A 17,629-nucleotide genomic window follows, 5' to 3' on the forward strand; every position below is an offset into this window, starting at 1 on the left:
CGCGCTCACTCCGCGTCCTGGGCCAGCGCGTTGAGCGCCGAGGAGGTGATCGCCGAGCCGCCGCGGCGCCCACGCACGGTGACGTACGGGACGTCGATGCCGTGGTCCGCCGCCAGCCTGGTCAGCGCGTCCTTGGACTCCGCCGCACCGATGAAGCCCACCGGGCAGCCGATGATCGCCGCCGGTCGCGGGGCGCCCTCGATCAGCATCTCCATCAGGTGGAACAGCGCGGTCGGGGCGTTGCCGATCGCGACCACCGCGCCCTCGAGGTACGGCGCCCACAGCGAGACCGCGGCTGCCGTCCGCGTCGTGCCCCAGGCCCGGGCCAGGTCCGGCACCTCGTCGGCGCCGAGGAAGCAGTGCACCTCGTTCCCGCTCGGCAGGCGACCCGAGGTGACGCCGACGGCGACCATCCGCGCGTCGCACAGGATCGGTGCCCCCGACTCCAGGGCCGCGCGCCCCGCGGGGACCAGCTCCGGGTGGACGACGAGGTCGTCGACGAGATCGGTCTGCCCGGTGCCGTGGATCATCCGTACCGCCAGCCGCTCGGCCGACTCCGGCACCCGGGAGAGGTCGGTCTCGCGCCGGATCGTGGCGAAGGAGTCGACGTAGATCGAGGGGCCGCTGCGGACGTACTCGTAGTGCCGCGCCGGAGGCCGGGGGCCGCTTCCGCCCTCGCGCTGGTCGAGCTTGTCGAGACTCACGGGAGCAGGATGCCGCGCCACGGGGTCACGACGAGCAGCGGGTCGCCGGGCAGGCCGGCCACGAGCCCGTCGACGGCGTCGGGGGTCAGCCGTCCGTCGGGGACCCGCCGGTGCCGCTCGTCGTACGACGGCGGGGCGGGCGCTGCGGGCACCCGCTCGTCCGCGTCGTACGTCGGCATCAGCGCGTCGCGCTGCGCCGACGACAGCTCGACCACGTGCCACGCGGCGCTCGGGCCGTCACCCCGCAGCCGCAGGAACTCGGTCGCCAGGTGCACCAGCAGCCGGGGGCCGTTGGCCAGCGAGACCGACTCGCCCCAGTCGTCACCCACGCGGGTCTGGGCCGAGTGCTCGTCGAGCGGGACCAGGAGCAGGTCGGTGTCCTGGTCGAGCAGGTCGCCGGACCCGTCGTCGACCGCGAGCAGGAACTTCCCGGGCAGGCGCGCCGTCCGAGGGTCGGCGAGCAGCAGCCGCTCGGTCTCCTGGGCGAGTGGCCACGGGTCGACCCGGCCGGAGGCGGTCCCAGGGGAGACCAGGAGGTTGCGGACCTGGTCGTGCGCACGCGAGGGAAGCAGCCCCAGGGCCTCGATGGCCTCGACGACCGCGGGGTCGGTGCCCTCGGGGCCGGCGGGCAGGCCGCGCAGCTGCAGGTTGGCCCGGGAGGTCAGGTGCAGGTCACCGTCGCCGTGCTCGCGCGCCACGGCCGAGAGCCCTGCCAGCTGGCCGGCCGTGATCCGCCCGCCGACCAGCCGGACCCGTACGAGCGCGCCGTCCTCCGCGGGCCACGGCCGCAGGATCCCCGGGCAGGCGTCGCGGCGGTCCCGTGGGTGGGCGGAGGCGGCAGGCACCCCCCGAACGCTACCGACCGGCTGCGCTATCGTGGCAACGTCATGCGACACCTGAGCCTCCTCCTTCGCTGCCGCAGCGAGGCCTAGCCCGCCCGGAAGGGCGCGGAAGCCGGACCTCCTCGCTGCGGAGTTCGTGACGCCTCCGGACACACTCTCGCGAAGGACCCAGTGAGGATCGAGCCATGACCCTGCAGCACGAGCGCCACGTCAACACCCAGCGTCCCGGCGGCATGCCGACGCACCGCTACACGCCGTTCCCGCCGATCGACCTCCCCGACCGAACCTGGCCGTCGGCGACGATCACCCAGGCCCCGCGGTGGCTGTCCACCGACCTGCGCGACGGCAACCAGGCCCTGATCGACCCGATGAGCCCGGCCCGCAAGATGCGGATGTTCGAGCTGCTGGTGCAGATGGGCTACAAGGAGATCGAGGTCGGGTTCCCGTCCGCGTCGGAGACCGACTTCTCGTTCGTACGACAGCTCGTCGAGGGCGACCACGTTCCCGAGGACGTCACGATCTCGGTGCTGACCCAGGCGCGCGAGGACCTGATCGAGCGGACCGTGCAGTCGCTGGTCGGCATCCACCACGCCAACATCCACATGTACAACGCGCTCGCGCCGCTGTTCCGCCGTGTCGTCTTCCACACCGGCAAGGACGAGATCAAGGACATCGCCGTCCGCGGCACCGAGCTGGTGATGAAGCACAGCGAGAACTGGCTGGACAAGACCGTCATCGGCTACGAGTACTCCCCGGAGATCTTCACCTCGACCGAGCTGCCGTACTCCGTCGAGGTCTGCGAGGCCGTCTCCGACGTCTGGCAGCCCGAGGACGGCCGGGAGATCATCCTCAACCTGCCGGCGACGGTCGAGGTCGCGACGCCCAACGTGTACGCCGACCAGATCGAGTGGTTCGGCCGGCAGCTGACCCGGCGCGAGAACACCGTGATCAGCCTGCACCCGCACAACGACCGCGGCACCGGTGTCGCGGCCACCGAGCTGGCGATGATGGCTGGCGCGGACCGGGTCGAGGGCTGCCTCTTCGGCCACGGCGAACGCACCGGCAACGTCGACCTGGTCACCCTCGGGATGAACCTGTTCAGCCAGGGCGTCGAGCCGATGATCGACTTCAGCGACATCGACGAGATCCGGCGGACGGTCGAGTACTGCACGCAGCTGCCCGTCCACCCGCGCCACCCGTATGCGGGCGACCTCGTCTACACCGCGTTCTCCGGCTCGCACCAGGACGCGATCAAGAAGGGGCTGGAGGCCCTCGAGGCGGACGCCGCCGCGGCCGGGCACCCGGTCGAGGAGCACCCGTGGGAGGCTCCGTACCTCCCGATCGACCCGAAGGACGTCGGGCGCAGCTACGAGGCCGTCATCCGGGTGAACAGCCAGTCCGGCAAGGGCGGCGTCGCGTACGTCATCAAGTCCGAGCACAAGCTCGACCTGCCGCGTCGGCTGCAGATCGAGTTCTCCGGTGCGGTGCAGAAGCACACCGACGGCGAGGGCGGCGAGATTTCCTCGGCCGACATCTGGAGCGCGTTCCGGGCCGAGTACCTCGACCGCGAGGCGCCACTGAAGCTCGACGAGGTCCACTCCTCGGGCACTCGCGACGGCCGTGACTACCTCGACGCGACGGTGACCATCGACGGCACCGCACAGCGGATCGAGTCCTCCGGGAACGGCCCGATCAACGCGCTGCTCAACGGTCTGGCGGAGGTGGACGGCTCCCGGTTCGACGTGCGCCTCCTCGACTACGCCGAGCACGCGCTGTCGGCCGGCGGCGACGCGTACGCCGCGGCGTACGTCGAGCTCGTGGTGCCCACCTCGCACGGCACCGAGGACGTCCTGTGGGGCGTCGGCGTCCACGAGAACATCGTCACCGCCTCGCTCCAGGCCGTGATCTCCGCCGTGAACCGCGCCTCCTGACCCGCGAGGCGTCGCTTCCTGCGCGAGGCGTCGCGTGTACGCGACGCCTCGCGCCCCGTCTCCCGCGAGGCGTCCCGTCTACGCGACGCCTCGCGGGAGACGGGGCTGTGGACAACCGCGGAGCGAGCCGTCACCCGCAGCATGCTGTCGGCTGTGGAGAGCCGAGCCGAGTCGTTGCTGACCCTGCGGGCGATGTACGGAACGCAGCCGTTCACCGCGGCCGACGCCGTGCGCCTGGACCTCGGCCCGCAGCAGCTCACGGCACTGTGTCGACAAGCAGAGCTGCGTCGCCTGCTGCGCGGCGTGTACGTGGATAGTCGGGCCGACGACTCTCTCCAGACCCGGCTCGCCGCGCTCAAGCTGGTCATCCCGGCCGGCGTCGTCGTCACCGACCGTACGGCTGCGTGGCTGCACGGTGCCGACATGGCTCTCGAGCCGGGCGCCCACCTGGCCGTGCCGCCCATCTCGGTCTTCCACCGCTCGCGTGGCGGCAGGCTTCGCAACGACGTGACGCGCAGCGGTCAGCGGATGATGCCCGACAGCGACGTCGTCGAGCTGGACGGCCTGCTGGTGACGACGCCGCTGCGTACCGCGCTCGACCTCGGTCGGCTGCTGCCGCGGTCGCAGGCGTTCGCGGGGATGGACCAGATGCTCGGTCTCGGTGTCCCTCACCAGGACCTCGTGGCGGGTGTCGAGCGCTTCCGGACTCGTCGCGGCGTACGACAGCTGCGGACTCTCGCGCCGCTGGCCGACCCGCGAGCGGAGTCGCCCGGCGAGTCCGCGCTCCGGCTGCACTGGCTCGACGCGTGCCCGCCGTTGCCGCGGCCCCAGCTCCAGGTGGTGGTCCCCGGGCCGAACGGCGAGCCGTTCAGGCTCGACCTCGCCGACGAGAGGAGCCGGTTCGCCGCAGAGTACGACGGCGAGGCGTGGCACGGTGCGGATCGGGAGACGTACGACCGCTGGCGCCGGGAGTGGCTGCGACGGATGGGGTGGACGGTGCTCGTGTTCCGACGATCCCAGGTCTTCGGTCAACGTCGAGACGCGGAGCTGATGCTGCGCCGGGCATGGATCGGCCTGAGGGGCGCTGCCTGACGCCGAGGCGTCGCGAACACGCGCCGTCTCGGGACCTGCTCTCCGCGAGGCGTCGCGAACACGGGCCGTCTCGGGGCCTGCTCTCCGTCAGGCGTCGCGAACACGGGACGTCTCGGGGCTCAGCGGGGGACCAGGGGCATCGAGCGCAGCGCGCGCTCCAGGTGCCAGGAGAGGTACGCCGAGACCAGGGTCGCGGCCTCTCGGCGGGTGCGGTCGTCGGCGCCGGCGACGACGTCCCACTCGCCGGCCAGCAGCGCGCCGAGGTGGACGACGGTGTCGTCGGCGGGGGAGGCGGAGCCGGGGATCTTGCAGTCGGCGCAGAGCATCCCGCCGTGGGCGGGGTGGAAGGCCCGGTGCACGCCGACGACACCGCAGCGGGCGCAGGCGGTGAAGGACGGCGCGTAGCCGGCCACCGCGAGGGAGCGCAGGAGGAACGAGTCGCGCACGTCGCCGGACCCGCGCGTGCCGTCGGTCATGGCGCGCAGCGCGCCGACGAGGAGGAGGTACTGCTGCACCGACGGCTCGCGCTCCTCGGCGACCAGCCGCTCGGCGGTCTCGAGCATCACCGAGGCGTTGGTGTAGCAGTCGTAGTCGGCGGTGATCCGAGCACCGTACGGCTCCAGCGTCACCGCCTGCGTGATGGTGTCCAGTCCCTTGCGGCCCTCGGCGAGCTGCAGGTCGACGTGGGTGAACGGCTCGAGGCGCGAGCCGAACTTCGAGGACGTACGACGTACCCCGCGCCCGACCGCACGGACCACACCGTGGCGCCGCGTGAGCAGCGTGATGATCCGGTCGGCCTCGGCGAGCTTGTGCGTGCGCAGCACGATCGCCTCGTCGCGGTAGAGGGGCACGTGACCAGTGTCCCCCAGGGGGTGCAGGCCCGCGCTCAGCCCGCGCTGAGGCGCCGTGCCCCGCTCGCCCCGTTCGTGCTGGTGCGCCACACCTCGGCGCAGAAGTCGGCCGCGACCGCGTTCAGCCGCTCGGGGGAGAAGCGCCACTCGAGGATGCTCCGCGAGGCGACGAAGCGGGAGTCCGGGAGCTCCTCGGCCAGCATGGCGGCGTCGGCGGCGGGGTGGATCGGGTCGTGCGGGTGCCCGACGACCAGGGCGGGCATGTCCAGCGACTCCCGCACGTGTGCGGGCGGCGCGATCCGGCCGAACAGCAGCCCGTGCATCGTGGCCGCCATCGGGCCCGGCTGCTGGCTGAGCGTGTCGAGCACGATGCCGCCCCAGAACGGCACCACCCGGCGCGGGACCAGAGCGATCGCCCGACGGACCAGGTGGACCGAGACGGGGGCGTACCTGGCGGCGAACATCAAGGGGCTGAAGGCGACCAGGCAGGCGTCCAGCGCGTTGTCGAGGACCGGCATCTCGACCAGCAGCGCGCGCACCCGGGAGGGGGCGAGCGCCGCCACCTCGAGCGCGACGTTGGCCCCGAGCGAGGTCCCGCCGACCACGGCCTGCTCGGCGCCGAGCTCGTCGAGGACGTGGACGACCTGCTCGGCGAAGGCGGTCATCGAGTAGAGCAGCGGGTCGTCGGGCCGGTCCGACCGGCCGTGCCCGAGCAGGTCGAGGGTGACCACGTGGTTCCCCGCGGCCGCGAGCGCGCGAGCCAGAGGCTCGTGCATCCGTCGCGGCATCAGCTGACCGTGCAGCAGCACCACCCAGCGGTCGCCGGCGCCGTACTCGGTGAGCTCCAGGCGCCAGCCGTCGACGAAGACCTGACCGACCCGCTCGGAGACCAGGCTCATGGAGCCAGGATATCGACCCGCGAGCGCCTCCAGGAGGCCCGTACGCTCGAACGCATGCTTCGACTCCGTGTCCTCGCACTCCTGGGTCTCGTCGCGGCTGCACTCCTCACGGGCTGCGGCAGCGCGGCCGAGGAATCTGCGCAGCGCGGCAGGAGCAGCGCCGAGTCGGAGGGAAGGCCTGGCGAGAACGGCGATGTGCGCTGGGGTGAGGGCGAGTACGGCGTCGTCCTCGCCCACGGCGCGGCCTTCGACGCCGCGAGCTGGTCCCAGCAGGCCACGCGGATCGCCGATCTCGGGGCGAGCGTGATCGCGGTCCAGGACATCGCTCCCGAGTCGATCGCCGAGGCGGTCTCGACGCTGAAGTCGGAGGGGCACGAGCGGGTGGCACTGGTCGGCGGCAGCGCGGGCTCCGACGCGATCCTGCAGCTCAGCGCCGAGCAGCCGGAGCTGGCGGACCAGCTCGTCCTGCTCTCGCCCAACAGTGCGGTCGACGGTCTGGGCAGGCAGCCCAAGCTCTTCATCGCCAGCGAGGAGGAGCCGGTGGCCGACGTCTCCACCGAGCTGGCGCGGAGCGCTCCGGGCGACGACAACGAGGTGATCCTGCTGCCCGGGTCCGCTCACGCGCAGAACATCTTCGACTCCGCCCAGGGGCCGCGTGCGCAGCGGGCGCTGCTCGACCGCATCGCCGACCGGGTCGGCTGAACCCGGCTCGACCGAGCGGTCGGCTGACCGAGCCGTCGACCCAGGTCACAAGCGCGCGCGCAGCGCCTTGCGGTCCAGCTTGCCGATGCTGGTCAGGGGCACGGCGTCGACGAGGTGCACCTCGCGGGGGTACTTCGCCCGTGACAGGTGCTCGCGCCCGAAGGCGATCAGCTCCTCGGGGGTCACCGTCGCGTCGGGCCGCGGCTGCACGAAGGCGACCACCTCCTCGCCGTGCGCCTCGTCGGGCCGCCCTACGACCGCGGCCACCGCGACGGCGGGGTGCTTCTCGAGGGCTTCCTCGACGTCGCTCGGGTAGACGTTGAAGCCGCTGCGGATGACCACGTCCTTGAGCCGGTCGACGAGGAAGAGGAAGCCGTCGGCGTCGAGGTGGCCGACGTCGCCGGTGCGGAAGAACCCGTCGGTCATCGCGGCGGCGGTCGCCTCCGGGTCCTGCCAGTAGCCGGTCATCAGCCCGGGGTGGCGTACGAGCACCTCACCGTCCTCGTCGGGACCGGCCTCGCCGGACCCGTCCAGCCGCTCGATGCGGATCTCGACCTCGGACGAGGCCTCGCCGACGCTGCCCGGGCGCACCCGTCCGGGGTACGTCGTGGTGGCCATCGCCGCGGTCTCGGACGCGCCGTACCCCTCGACGACCTCGACGTGCGGCACCCGTCGCGCCCACTCCTCGCGCACCTCGGGCGGCAGCGGCGCCGAGCCCGAGCCGAGCCGCCGCAGCGGGGAGAGGTCGTGCTCCTCCAGCGGCTGGGACAGCAGCAGCCTCAGCATCGTGGGGACGACGGCGCCGCTCTGCACCTTCTCGGCCTCGGCCAGCCGCACCCACTCCGCGGCGTCGAACCAGCGCATCAGCACCGTGCGCTGCGGCTGCACGGCGTGCAGGGCGCTCGCCGAGACCATCATCCCGAACACGTGCGCCATCGGCAGGGGGAGCAGCGAGACCGTCAGCCCGGAGGTCAGCCCGGTGTTGACGGTGTTCCACGCCGCCGAGGAGAGCGCGTCGTGGCTGAGCACCACGCCCTTGGACCGCCCCGTGGTGCCACCGGTGTAGAGCAGGGCCGCCATGTCGGCCGCGTCGACGTCGGCGAGCGGGGCCTCCTCGCCCGACGCGAGGTCGGCGTACGACGTCACGCCGGGCCGGTCGACGTCCCCGACGACGACCAGGCGCACGTCCAGCCCGTCGGTCGCGATCGCGACCTTGTCCAGCTGGTCGGGGGTGGTGACGAGCACCTTCGCGCCGGAGTCGGACACGGCGTGGCGGATCTCGTCGGCGCTGAGCAGGAACATCAGCGGCGTCATCACCGCACCGAGCCGCCAGATCGCGCGGTAGGTCTCGAGCACCTCGGGACAGTTGGCCATGCACAGAGCCACCCGGTCGCCGGGACCGACCCCGAGCGAGGCCAGCCCGGCGGCGAAGCGACGCCCCCGCTCGCCGAGCTGGGCGGTCGTCAGCTCCCTGCCCTCGAACAGAAGCGTGGAGTCGGCGCCGAAGCGCTCCTCCGAGACTTCTGCGAGCCGGCCGAGCGAGGATCCCCGAGGTTGTGTGAGCACGAGCACAACGTACGACCGCCCTCCGACGAGGACGGCGGCAGGCTCACGCGGAGCCGTACCTGCGGTCCCGCTCGGCGTACGTCGTGACCGCCCGCCACAGGTCGCGCCGGTCCACGTCGGGCCACAGCACGTCGGTGAAGACCATCTCGGAGTACGCCGCCTGCCAGAGCATGTAGTTGGACAGGCGCTGCTCGCCCGAGGTCCGCCACACCATGTCGGCGTCAGGCAGGTCGGGGACGTAGAGGTACTTGGCGAACGTCCGCTCGTCGACCCGCTTGAGCCGGCCCGCCCGGGCGTCGGCGACCATCCGGTCCGCCGCGTCGGCGAGCTCGGCGCGGCCGCCGTAGTTCACGCACATCGTGAGGGTCAGGACGTCGTTGTCCTTCGTCAGCTCCTCGGCGACCTGCAGCTCCTTGATCACCGAGCGCCACAGCCGGGGCGCGCGGCCCGCCCAGCGCACGCGGACGCCGAGCTCGTGCATCTCGTCGCGGCGGCGCCGGATCACGTCCCGGTTGAAGCCCATCAGGAACTTCACCTCGGCGGGGGAGCGGGCCCAGTTCTCGGTCGAGAACGCGTAGGCCGAGATCGCCTTCACGCCGATCTCGATCGCCCCTTCGACGACGTCGAACAGGCTGCTCTCGCCCTCGGTGTGCCCGGCCGTGCGGGGCAGGCCGCGTTGCTTGGCCCACCGCCCGTTGCCGTCCATGATGATCGCGACGTGCGCGGGCACCAGCTCGCTCGGCAGCTCCGGGGGCCGTTCGCCCGAGGGGTGCGGCGTCGGTGGGCGTGGCGTACGGCGTGGCACCGCGCGAGGTTAGCGCGGCTCTGGCGCCGCAGCGCAGCGTCTCGACGACGGCAGCCAGCGCCGCGCGGGCCTCAGGCGCAGTCGGGGCAGAGCCCGAAGACCTCGACGGTGTGGTCGACGTCGACGAAGCCGGCCTTGGCGGCGGTCTGCTCCGCCCAGCGCTCGACGGCGGAGCCCTCGACCTCCTCGGCGCGCCCGCAGGAGCGGCACACGACGTGGTGGTGGTGCCCGCCCGGTGTGTCGCCGCAGAAGCGGTAGACCGTCTCACCGTCGGGGTTGTGGATCACGTCGACGACGCCGTCGTCGGTGAAGGCCTGCAGGTGGCGGTAGACCGTCGAGAGCCCGATCTTCTGCCCGTCGGCACGAAGGACGGCGTACACCGACTGGGCGCTGCGGAAGCCGTCCTCGGCGCGCAACGCGTCGCGGACGGCGGCGCCCTGCGCGGTGGCGCGGGTACGGGTCTGCTGCGGGCTCACGGAGACGAGGATAGCGGCTCGGGACGAGGAACGGATTTGGGAACCGTTCTCATTAATGGCAGAGTGCAGCCATGCCCACCACGCGCACCCCCGCCCTTGCCGCCCTCGCTCTCCTCGCCGCAGGCGCCCTGACCGCCTGCGGGTCACAGGACAGCGCCGACGACGGGACCGTTCGCCTCGTCGCCAGCACCGACGTGTGGGGGAGCGTGGCCGAGCAGGTCGTCGGCGACGTCGACGGCGTCGAGGTGACCTCGATCATCGACGACCCGTCGAAGGACCCGCACACGTACGAGGCGAGCACGCGCACCCAGCTCGCGCTCTCGCGTGCCGACGTGGTGGTCGAGAACGGCGGCGGCTACGACGACTTCATGGGCTCGATGCTGAAGAACGCCGACTCGAAGGCGACCGTCCTCGACGCGGTCGAGATCTCGGGCAAGAAGGCGCCCTCGGGAGGCGAGCTCAACGAGCACGTCTGGTACGACCTCCCCACCGCCGCAGCGGTGGCCGAGAAGGTCTGCGAGGCGCTGACGGAGGCCGACCCGGACGACGGAGCCGCCTACGACGCGAACACGAAGGCCTTCACCCGCAAGCTCGACGGTCTGGAGCGCGCCGAGGCCGCGATCAAGCAGCAGCACGCTGGCGAGGGCGTGGCGATCACGGAGCCGGTCCCCGGCTACCTCCTCGAGGCCGCGGGGCTGGAGAACGAGACGCCCGCCGAGTTCAGCGAGGCGATCGAGGAGGACACCGACGTCTCGCCGGCCGTGCTCAAGCAGACCCTCGACCTGTTCAGCGACAAGTCGGTCCGCGCGCTGGTCTACAACGAGCAGACCAGCGGCCCGCAGACGCAGGCCGTGCTGAAGGCGGCCAGGGCCGCGGACGTGCCGGTCGTGCCCGTGACCGAGACGCTGCCGGCGGGGAAGGACTACCTGACCTGGATGAAGGCCAACATCGCCGCCGTACAGTCGGCGCTGGGCCGATGAGCGTCGCCATGGCGCGTCCGGTCGCCGATCGCGAGGAGGTGGCCGTGGCCGACCCTGTCCTGGAGCTGCGTGACGCCTCCTTGTCGTACGGCTCCCGCACGCTGTGGAGCGGTCTCGACCTCCAGGTCCGTCCCGGCGAGCTGGTCGCCGTGCTCGGCGGCAACGGCACCGGCAAGACCAGCCTGCTGCGCGCGGTCCTCGGGCTGCAGCAGCTGAGCGCGGGCACGATGCAGGTGGCCGGGCACGCGCCGCGACGCGGTGACGCGAGCATCGGCTACGTCCCCCAGCAGCGCCGGATCGACTCCCACACCCCGCTGCGGGTCCGCGACCTCGTCCGCCAGGGGCTCGACGGTCACCGGTGGGGCATCGGCCGCCCCGGACGGGTGCGCTGGGACCGGGTGGACGCGGCGCTCGCGCAGGTCGGCGCCTCGGCGTACGCCGACATGCCGCTCAGCCTGCTCTCCGGCGGCGAGCAGCAGCGCGCCCGGGTCGCGCAGGCGCTGGTCGGCGACCCGTCGCTGCTGCTGTGCGACGAGCCGCTGCTCTCCCTCGACCAGAGCAGCCAGCGCACGGTGACCGAGCTGGTCGACCGGCGCCGGCGCGAGCACGGCACCGCGGTGCTGTTCGTGACCCACGAGATCAACCCGGTGCTGCCGTACGTCGACCGCGTGCTCTACCTCGCCGGCGGCCGGTTCCGGATCGGCACGGTCGACGAGGTGCTCAACAGCGAGGCGCTGAGCGCGCTGTACGGCACCCGCGTCGAGGTCCTCCGCCACGGCGACCAGGTGCTCGTCGCCGGCGCGCCCCACCACGTCGAGCACCACGCCGCGCCCTGCGTGCACGAGGACGAGGACGTGGCCCGGTGAGCGACGTCTGGGGCCAGCTCTTCGACTTCCGCGACTACGGCGCGCTGCTGCCGCTGGTGGCGAACTCGCTGCTCGCCGGAGCCGTCCTCGGCCTGGTCGGCGGGATGGTCAGCAGCATCGTGATGATGCGCGACCTGCCGTTCGCGGTGCACGGGATCTCCGAGCTGTCCTTCGCCGGCGCGACCGGCGCCCTGCTGATCGGCGCGGGCGTGGTCGCCGGCGCGCTGGCCGGGTCGGTCGTCGCCGCGCTGCTGATCGGCGTGCTCGGGGCGAGCGCGCGCAGCCGCAGCTCGATCGTCGGCGTGCTGATGCCCTTCGGCCTCGGCCTGGGCATCTTGTTCCTCTCGCTGTACGACGGGCGGGCCGCGAACAAGTTCGGTCTCCTCATCGGGCAGATCGTCTCCGTCGACGACCCCCAGCTGACGGCGATGCTGGTCAGCGGGGCCGTGGTCGCGGTCGGGATGCTGGTGCTCTGGCGGCCTCTGGTCTTCGCCAGCACCGATCCCGAGGTGGCCGCGGCCCGCGGCGTGCCCGTCCGTGCGCTGTCGATCGCCTTCATGGTCCTGCTCGGCCTCGCGGTCGCGATCTCGGTGCAGACCATCGGTGCGCTGCTGGTGCTCAGCATCATCTGCACCCCGGCCGCAGCGGCCTTCCGGGTCTCCGCCAACCCCCGGGTCGTCGTGGCGCTCAGCTCGGCCTTCGGGTTCACCGCGATGGTCGGCGGCATCCTGCTGGCGACCGGCAGCCGGCTGCCGATCACGCCGTACGTCACGACGCTGTCGTTCGCGATCTTCGTCGTCTGCGCGGGTGTCGGCGCCTGGCGCCAGCGGCACGGCTGGTCGCGCGCCCGAGCGCTCGCGCCGAGCTCGCGGGTGGCGGAACCCGCTACGACCTGACCCACTCCGGGTCGCCCACGAGCGACCGCAGGTCCTCCAGCGCGCGACCGGCGTGCAGCCCGTCGGTGGCGGCGTGGTGCACCTGCAGCGCCACCGGGAGCAGGGTGCGGCCGTCGCGCTCGACGTACCTGCCGAGGGTGAAGATCGGCAGGAAGTGGTCGCCGACGGCGACCTGCAGGCTGAACGCGGTGAACGAGGTCCACGGCAGGCTCGACACGTCGAACGTGTGGGCCGGCTTCGTGCCCTGCGGGAACATCGTCGTCGCGTGCCGGTGCTCGGCGAGCAGCCCGCTCGCCTGTTCGTGGAACGTCGCGAAGTCCGGGTCGTACGGCGTCCAGACGGCACAGAACGTCTCGCGCTCGGGGTTGAGCACGGTGAACGACGGGTCGACCCTCGGCCACGTCGCCGGGCGGCCGTCGAGGAGGGTCATCCGCAGCTCGCGATGGCGGTCGACCACGCTCGCCAGGGCCCAGACCTGCGCGGCGTAGGCGTTGCGGCCCGAGTCGCGGACCGCGGTCCTCAGCGCCGTCACGTCGACCTCGACGGTGATCGCGAAGGTGCACGGCACCACCTCGCGGTAGTGCCGGAAGTGCTCGGTGCGGGCCCAGGTGCTCTGGTCGATCGGTTCAGGGCGGTCCACGTGCGCAGCCTAGGATCGCGGTCGTGCTGGTCGTGAACCGCTTCCGCGTCGCCGAGGACGACCTCGCCTTCCGCGACGACCTCGAGACCGCACTGGCCACGCTGGCGCAGCGGCCCGGCTTCGAGGACGGCCGGCTGGGGCGCAACGTGGACGACCCCACGCTGTGGACGATGGTCACCCGGTGGGCGGACGTGGGCAGCTACCGCCGCTCGCTGTCGTCGTACGACGTCAAGCTGCACGCCGTGCCGCTGCTCTCCCGGGCGCTCGACGAGCCGTCGGCGTACGAGTCCCTCGACGGCCCCCTCAACACGGCAGGAGCACGCGAGACATGACACCTGAGGCGATCCTCTCCGCTACGACGGCGATGCGCCTGGAGACCGCGGACTGGCTGGACACGCTGAGCGACGACCAGCTCGACCACCCGTCGCTGTGTGCGGGCTGGCGGGTGCGCGAGGTGGCCGGGCACCTCGCCCAGGCCGGGGCGGTGAGCGTGCCGGCGATGTTCGTGCAGGTCGCCCGCAGCGGCTTCAACCCGCACCGCGCCAACACCGCGTTCGCGCGCCGCTTCGGGGCGGACCGGCCGCAGGACCTGATCCGCACGCACGCCGAGAAGAAGCTCGATCTGCCGTTCGTCGGCGTCCACGGCCAGTTCGTCGACCTGCAGGTCCACGGCGCTGACATGCGGGTCCCGCTCGACGCCGCCTGGGTCCCGCCGGTCGGGTACGCCGCCGAGGCCCTGCGGTTCCTCGAGGGTGGCGCGATCGGGTTCGCGCCCAGGAAGCGGGTCGCCGGGCTGCGGGTCGAGGCGACCGACGCCGACGTGGCCTGGGGGAGCGGCGCCGCGCTGCGCGGGACGTCGTACGACCTGGTCCTCGCGCTGTGCGGACGACGTCACGCGCTCTCGGGCCTGGAGGGCCCCGGAACCGATGTGATCGCGGCCGCCCTGGCGCCCTAGGCTGGCGACTTCGTACTCACCCCGCCTCACCCCAGGAGCTCTCCCGCCGTGGCCAAGAAGCCCCCGTCCGCGCTCGACAACGTCGTCAACCTCGCCAAGCGGCGCGGGTTCGTGTTCCCGGCGGGCGAGATCTACGGCGGTACCCGCAGCGCGTGGGACTACGGGCCCCTGGGCGTGGAGCTGAAGGAGAACATCAAGCGCCAGTGGTGGCGCTTCATGGTCACCTCCCGCGAGGACGTCGTCGGTCTGGACTCCAGCGTCATCCTCCCGACCCGGACCTGGGAGGCCTCCGGCCACCTGGAGACGTTCACGGACCCGCTGACCGAGTGCCAGTCCTGCCACAAGCGATTCCGCGCCGACCACATGCAGGAGGACTACGCGACGAAGAAGGGGATCGACGACCCGGACACCGTCGACCTCGACCTGATCGCGTGCCCCAACTGCGGCACCCGCGGGGCGTGGACCGAGCCGCGCAACTTCCAGATGATGCTCAAGACCCACCTCGGCGTGGTCGAGGACGACTCCGGCATCCACTACCTGCGCCCCGAGACCGCTCAGGGGATCTTCCTGGACTTCCAGAACGTCCTCACCAGCACGCGCAAGAAGCCGCCGTTCGGCATCGGCCAGATCGGCAAGAGCTTCCGCAACGAGATCACGCCGGGCAACTTCATCTTCCGCACCCGCGAGTTCGAGCAGATGGAGATGGAGTACTTCTGCAAGCCCGGCGAGGACGAGGAGATCCACCAGTACTGGATCGACGAGCGGACCCGCTGGTACACCGACCTCGGCATCAACCCCGACAACCTGCGTCACTTCGAGCACCCGGCGGAGAAGCTCTCGCACTACTCCAAGCGCACCGTCGACATCGAGTACCGCTTCGGCTTCTCCGGGCGCGACTTCGAGGAGCTCGAGGGGATCGCCAACCGCACGGACTTCGACCTCAAGCAGCACTCGGAGTACTCCGGGCAGGACCTGTCGTACTTCGACCAGGCCTCCGGCGAGCGCTACCTGCCGTACGTCATCGAGCCGGCGGCCGGTCTGACCCGCAGCATGATGGCGTTCCTCATCGACGCATGGACCGAGGACGAGGCGCCCAACACCAAGGGCGGTGTGGACGTACGCACCGTGCTGCGCCTCGACGCGCGCCTCGCGCCGGTCAAGGTCGCGGTGCTCCCGCTGAGCCGCAACGCCGACCTCACGCCGAAGGCCAAGGACCTCGCGCAGCAGCTGCGCGGAGCGTGGAACGTCGAGTTCGACGACTCCGGGGCGATCGGTCGCCGCTACCGCCGTCAGGACGAGATCGGCACCCCGTTCTGCCTCACCGTCGACTTCGACACCCTCGACGACCAGGCGGTCACCGTCCGCGAGCGCGACACGATGAGCCAGGAGCGGGTCGCCCTGGACCAGGTGCAGGGCTGGCTGGCGCAGCGTCTCGTGGGCTGCTGAGCCGCTGCCGCCGGTCTGCTGACCGGCGCGTTCGCGAGTCCTGAGGGGCGGCGAGCGGGCAGGATGCCCGCATGACCCGAGGTGTCGCGGCGGGCGCCGTCCTGCTCCTGCTCCTGACCGGCTGCTCCGCCGAGCGCGAGGGGGCACCCGTACCCCGCCCGAGCAGTGCCGACCCGGTCCCGACGACCACCGTCGCCCCTCCGCCCGGACTCACGCTCACCCCCGCCGGGACGCAGCTCCGGCTCGGCCAGCCGGCGACCGTGGGCTTCACCCAGAACGCCGACCGGCGTACGACGCTGAAGCTGACGGTCACCGCCCTGCGCAAGGGCAAGCCCGCGGACCTGGCGGCGTACGCCCTCGACGACCGCGCCCGCCTGGCCACGCCGTACTACGCCGACGTGACGGTGGCCAACCTCGGCTCGGGCGACGTGGGCCGGGCCGCAGTCCCTCTGGCGGCGCTCGGCTCCGACGGGTCGTCGGTGACGCCCTCGGGCTTCACGACCGCGCCGAAGCAGTGCCGGTCCTCGGGGCCCCCGGCCGCCCTGCCGGTCCCGTTCGCCCAGGGTGCGACGACGGCGACCTGCCTGGTCTACCTGCTCCCGCCGGGGACGACCGCCGTGAGGATCGGCTTCCAGCCGGCCACCGGGGACCCGATCACCTGGCGGGCCGGCGCCGCGTCGCCGAGTGCCTCGGCGTCACCTCGGGTGAGCGTCTCGCCCGTTCGCTGAGGCAGACTGGTCGGGTCCGTACCCGAGTCGTCAGGAGACACGTGTGACCGCGACACTCGCCGCCGCCGGCCTGCGCCTGGGCGCGCTCGAGGTCGAGAGCCCGGTGGTGCTGGCCCCGATGGCCGGGATCACCAACGCGGCGTACCGCCGGCTGTGCCTGGACCAGATGCGCGCCCAGGGTCCGGAGGGACTGTTCGTCTGCGAGATGATCACCAGCCGCGGCCTGGTCGAGGGCGACCCCACGACTCGCGCGATGCTGGCCTTCGACGAGGCCGAGACCACCCGCTCGGTGCAGCTCTACGGCACCGACCCGACGTGCGTCGGTGAGGCGACGCGGATCCTCTGCGAGGAGTACGGCGTCGCCCACGTCGACCTCAACTTCGGCTGCCCGGTGCCCAAGGTGACCCGCAAGGGCGGCGGCGCGGCGCTGCCGTGGAAGCGCGGCCTGCTCGGTCGGATCCTCGACCGGGCGGTCGCCGCCGCCGCGCCGTACGACGTCCCGGTGACGATGAAGACCCGCAAGGGCATCGACGAGGACCACCTGACCCACCTCGACGCGGGACGGATCGCCCAGGAGTCCGGTGTCGCCGCGATCGCGCTGCACGGGCGGACCGCCCTGCAGGGCTACTCGGGCGTGGCGGACTGGGACTCGATTGCCGAGCTCGTCGCGCACGTCGACATCCCGGTCCTGGGCAACGGCGACATCTGGGAGGCCTCCGACGCGCTGGCGATGGTCGAGCGGACGGGCGCGGTGGGCGTCGTGGTCGGGCGCGGGTGCCTGGGACGGCCGTGGCTGTTCCGCGACCTCGCCGCCGCCTTCGCCGGCCAGGAGGTGGCGACGCTGCCGCGGCTCGGCGAGGTCGCGGCGATGCTGCGCCGCCACGCCGAGCTGCTCTGCCGTCACATGGGGGAGGAGCGCGGCTGCAAGGAGATGCGCAAGCACGTCACGTGGTACCTCAAGGGATTCTCTGCCGGTGGTCCGCTGAGGCACGCGCTCGCGCTGACCTCGACGCTGGCCGAGCTCGACGCGCTCCTCGGCGAGCTCGACCCCGAGGAGCCGTTCCCGACGCAGATCCTCGGCGCCCCGCGGGGCCGGCAGGGTGGGCCGCGCAAGGGCGTCGCCCTGCCGGAGGGCTGGCTCGACGAGGCCGACGGCTCGCACCTGGCCGACGGCGCACTGGTCGAGGACGCCGCGGAGACCTCCGGTGGGTGATCTTGCTCACGCTTGCGGCGGACATCGCGGACACCTG

19 protein-coding genes are annotated in these 17,629 nt (G+C 72.4%); 11 read left to right on the forward strand and 8 right to left on the reverse strand.

All coding sequences use genetic code 11. The annotated features are described in order from the left end of the window. Positions 1–5: 5 nt before the first annotated feature. Complete coding sequence (locus IEX42_RS00855) at positions 6–704, reverse strand: precorrin-8X methylmutase (protein ID WP_188777358.1); 699 nt, start codon at positions 702–704, stop codon at positions 6–8. Next, entirely contained in the window at positions 701–1,549 is an 849-nt protein-coding gene (locus tag IEX42_RS00860) for a ferredoxin-like domain-containing protein (RefSeq protein WP_188777360.1), read from the reverse strand. Before IEX42_RS00860 ends, IEX42_RS00855 begins: the two co-directional genes overlap by 4 nt. 182 nt (positions 1,550–1,731) lie before the next feature. On the opposite strand from IEX42_RS00860, the gene leuA reads away from it, so the two are divergent. Together leuA and IEX42_RS00870 are read left to right on the forward strand one after the other, a co-directional pair. Next, a complete protein-coding gene (gene leuA, locus IEX42_RS00865) occupies positions 1,732–3,477 on the forward strand; it encodes a 2-isopropylmalate synthase (RefSeq protein WP_229660478.1) in 1,746 nt (581 codons plus the stop codon). A 153-nt stretch (positions 3,478–3,630) separates the two neighbouring features. After that, complete coding sequence (locus tag IEX42_RS00870) at positions 3,631–4,569, forward strand: type IV toxin-antitoxin system AbiEi family antitoxin (RefSeq protein WP_188777362.1); 939 nt, start codon at positions 3,631–3,633, stop codon at positions 4,567–4,569. Positions 4,570–4,688: 119 nt separating this feature from the next. Here IEX42_RS00870 and recO read toward each other — a convergent pair whose 3' ends face one another. Beyond that, positions 4,689–5,420, reverse strand: coding sequence for a DNA repair protein RecO (gene recO, locus IEX42_RS00875; protein WP_188777364.1), 732 nt, complete (start codon positions 5,418–5,420; stop codon positions 4,689–4,691). Between the two features lie 35 nt (positions 5,421–5,455). Beyond that, a complete protein-coding gene (locus IEX42_RS00880; RefSeq protein WP_188777366.1) occupies positions 5,456–6,319 on the reverse strand; it encodes an alpha/beta fold hydrolase in 864 nt (287 codons plus the stop codon). A 54-nt stretch (positions 6,320–6,373) separates the two neighbouring features. On the opposite strand from IEX42_RS00880, the gene IEX42_RS18030 reads away from it, so the two are divergent. Beyond that, positions 6,374–7,021, forward strand: coding sequence for an alpha/beta fold hydrolase (locus tag IEX42_RS18030; RefSeq protein ID WP_229660479.1), 648 nt, complete (start codon positions 6,374–6,376; stop codon positions 7,019–7,021). Positions 7,022–7,066: 45 nt separating this feature from the next. Here the strand turns inward: IEX42_RS18030 and IEX42_RS00890 are convergent, their stop codons facing one another. The 3 genes from IEX42_RS00890 to IEX42_RS00900 form a co-directional block, all read right to left on the reverse strand. Beyond that, on the reverse strand, positions 7,067–8,587 hold the full coding sequence (locus tag IEX42_RS00890; protein WP_229660480.1) for a class I adenylate-forming enzyme family protein: 1,521 nt from the start codon (positions 8,585–8,587) through the stop codon (positions 7,067–7,069). Positions 8,588–8,630: 43 nt separating this feature from the next. Then, positions 8,631–9,392, reverse strand: a complete 762-nt coding sequence (locus IEX42_RS00895) for an isoprenyl transferase (protein ID WP_188777370.1) — start codon at positions 9,390–9,392, stop codon at positions 8,631–8,633. Positions 9,393–9,463: 71 nt separating this feature from the next. Further along, complete coding sequence (locus tag IEX42_RS00900) at positions 9,464–9,868, reverse strand: Fur family transcriptional regulator (RefSeq protein ID WP_188777372.1); 405 nt, start codon at positions 9,866–9,868, stop codon at positions 9,464–9,466. Positions 9,869–9,939: 71 nt separating this feature from the next. Between IEX42_RS00900 and IEX42_RS00905 the strand changes: the two genes are divergently transcribed. Genes IEX42_RS00905 through IEX42_RS00915 form a run of 3 tightly spaced genes read left to right on the forward strand, consistent with a single transcriptional unit; the run spans position 9,940 to position 12,610 of the window. Next, a complete protein-coding gene (locus tag IEX42_RS00905; RefSeq protein WP_188777374.1) occupies positions 9,940–10,848 on the forward strand; it encodes a metal ABC transporter solute-binding protein, Zn/Mn family in 909 nt (302 codons plus the stop codon). Between the two features lie 8 nt (positions 10,849–10,856). Beyond that, complete coding sequence (locus tag IEX42_RS00910; RefSeq protein ID WP_188777376.1) at positions 10,857–11,714, forward strand: metal ABC transporter ATP-binding protein; 858 nt, start codon at positions 10,857–10,859, stop codon at positions 11,712–11,714. Further along, a complete protein-coding gene (locus IEX42_RS00915) occupies positions 11,711–12,610 on the forward strand; it encodes a metal ABC transporter permease (protein ID WP_188777378.1) in 900 nt (299 codons plus the stop codon). The genes IEX42_RS00910 and IEX42_RS00915 overlap by 4 nt, the downstream gene beginning before the upstream one ends. Here the strand turns inward: IEX42_RS00915 and IEX42_RS00920 are convergent. Further along, positions 12,600–13,250, reverse strand: coding sequence for a CatA-like O-acetyltransferase (locus tag IEX42_RS00920; RefSeq protein ID WP_188777380.1), 651 nt, complete (start codon positions 13,248–13,250; stop codon positions 12,600–12,602). The genes IEX42_RS00915 and IEX42_RS00920 overlap by 11 nt on opposite strands. Positions 13,251–13,273: 23 nt before the next feature. On the opposite strand from IEX42_RS00920, the gene IEX42_RS00925 reads away from it, so the two are divergent. The 5 genes from IEX42_RS00925 (at position 13,274) to dusB (ending at position 17,592) form a co-directional block, all read left to right on the forward strand. Continuing rightward, positions 13,274–13,582, forward strand: coding sequence for an antibiotic biosynthesis monooxygenase family protein (locus IEX42_RS00925; protein ID WP_188777382.1), 309 nt, complete (start codon positions 13,274–13,276; stop codon positions 13,580–13,582). Continuing rightward, the gene (locus IEX42_RS00930) at positions 13,579–14,205 is read left to right on the forward strand and encodes a maleylpyruvate isomerase family mycothiol-dependent enzyme (protein WP_188777404.1); all 627 of its coding nucleotides are present in this window, start codon (positions 13,579–13,581) and stop codon (positions 14,203–14,205) included. Before IEX42_RS00925 ends, IEX42_RS00930 begins: the two co-directional genes overlap by 4 nt. Positions 14,206–14,253: 48 nt before the next feature. Beyond that, positions 14,254–15,651: a glycine--tRNA ligase gene (locus IEX42_RS00935; RefSeq protein ID WP_188777406.1), complete on the forward strand. Its 1,398-nt coding sequence runs from the start codon at positions 14,254–14,256 to the stop codon at positions 15,649–15,651. Between the two features lie 71 nt (positions 15,652–15,722). Further along, on the forward strand, positions 15,723–16,379 hold the full coding sequence (locus tag IEX42_RS00940; RefSeq protein WP_188777408.1) for a hypothetical protein: 657 nt from the start codon (positions 15,723–15,725) through the stop codon (positions 16,377–16,379). Positions 16,380–16,422: 43 nt separating this feature from the next. Beyond that, positions 16,423–17,592, forward strand: a complete 1,170-nt coding sequence (gene dusB / locus IEX42_RS00945; protein ID WP_268236415.1) for a tRNA dihydrouridine synthase DusB — start codon at positions 16,423–16,425, stop codon at positions 17,590–17,592. Positions 17,593–17,629: the final 37 nt, after the last annotated feature.

The organism is Marmoricola endophyticus (assembly GCF_014644415.1).
In the GTDB taxonomy this organism is placed as follows: Bacteria; Actinomycetota; Actinomycetes; order Propionibacteriales; family Nocardioidaceae; genus Marmoricola; species Marmoricola endophyticus.